The following is a 1,012-nucleotide window of genomic DNA, read 5'->3' as shown; positions in this document are numbered from 1 at the left end:
GATGTGAAGCGGGCGGGTTCGAGCTGCCAAGCCTTGCAGATGGCTTCGTAGGGTGTCAGGCCTCGAAGTGTCTTCAATCTGCGGCCGAAGTTGTAGGCGGCGACGAAGTCGGCGAGGTGCTGCCGCAGCTGGTCGTGGCTGTTGTAGTGGTAGCGCTTGACGGTCGCTTCCTTGATGGTGCGGTTCATCCGTTCGACCTGACCGTTGGTCCAAGGATGCTTCGGTTTGGTGAGGCGGTGTTCGATATCGTTCTCGGCGCAGGCGAGCTCGAACGCGTGGGCACGGAAGAGCTCACCGTTGGCGATGGCTTCCTTGATCAGCGGCACGGCCGAACCGCCGGCGCCGGGCGTTGTGAAGTGGATGCCGTTGTCGGTGAGGACGGTATGTACCTTGTATGGCACTGCCGCGATGAGGTGCCGCAGGAAGTCTCCCGACACGCGGGTGGTGGCTTTCTCGTGCAGTTCGACGAAGACGAACTTCGAGGTTCGGTCAATCGCGACAAACAGGTGAAGCTTGCCTTGTTCGGTGCGAACCTCGGCGATGTCGATGTGGAAGTAGCCGATCGGGTAGCTCTTGAATTTCCGCTTGGCGGTCTTTTCGCCCTCGATCTCGGGCAGCCGCGATATGCCATGGCGTTGGAGGCAGCGGTGCAGCGACGAGCGGGTCAGGTGCGGGATCGTCGCCTGGAGCGCGTAGAGGCAATCATCCAGCGGCAGCAGCGTGTGGCGCCGGAATGCGACCACCACCGCCTCGTCCTCGATAGAGAGCGAGGTTGATCTTGGGTCCTTCGGACCCGTTGGCAAATCGGCCGTGGAGGTCCGCTTCTTCCACTTCGCCACCGTTTTCTGGTTGATGCCGTGGCGCTTGGCGAGAGCCCTCAGGCTCTCTTGACTATGCTGTATCGCTCGACGGACCGCCTCAGTCGTCGTGGCGCTCCCATGGAGAACCTGGCCCATAGTGCCTCCTTCCACTCGCCTGTGAAGAATGCACCATCAAAGTCCGGGATCAAACA

1 protein-coding gene is annotated in these 1,012 nt (G+C 61.3%); it reads right to left on the bottom strand.

Annotated elements, in window-relative coordinates; genetic code table 11:
* On the bottom strand, window positions 1–956 hold a 956-nt coding region (locus SAZ01S_RS23280), incomplete at its 3' end, for an IS481 family transposase (RefSeq protein ID WP_084584701.1).
* Window positions 957–1,012 lie beyond the last annotated feature (56 nt).

Origin of the sequence: Sphingomonas azotifigens NBRC 15497, assembly GCF_002091475.1 — a bacterium.
GTDB classification, from domain to species: domain Bacteria; phylum Pseudomonadota; class Alphaproteobacteria; order Sphingomonadales; family Sphingomonadaceae; genus Sphingomonas; species Sphingomonas azotifigens.
This window is presented reverse-complemented; position numbering and strand designations above follow the sequence as displayed.